General features: G+C 61.2%; 1 protein-coding gene. It reads right to left on the bottom strand.

The window, feature by feature from the left end; genetic code table 11:
• Positions 1–245, bottom strand: a 245-nt coding sequence (locus AF337_RS31905) for a DUF3320 domain-containing protein (RefSeq protein WP_152971269.1), incomplete at both ends; no start/stop codon positions are given.

Raw genomic sequence — 245 nt, forward strand, 5'->3', positions numbered from 1 at the left:
GGATCTATAGACGTGCGCCGCGTTGACCGCCGTATTGATGGCGTTGCCGACATGGGAATCGATCCGGTTGCCAGCGCGCTGCAGACCCCACGCCGTGCGGATTCGCGTGATCACCTCGTCCCTGTGGATCGGTCCCTCTGCCTCCACCGTCTGCTTGATCAGACCAACGAGTGCTCCAAGCGGCGCTTCGTGGAGCTCGGTTGTGGTGTTAGGTGTGAGCGAAACTTCCTCATAGAGAGGCGTCG

Origin of the sequence: Rhizobium ecuadorense, assembly GCF_001187535.1 — a bacterium.
In the GTDB taxonomy this organism is placed as follows: Bacteria; Pseudomonadota; Alphaproteobacteria; order Rhizobiales; family Rhizobiaceae; genus Rhizobium; species Rhizobium ecuadorense.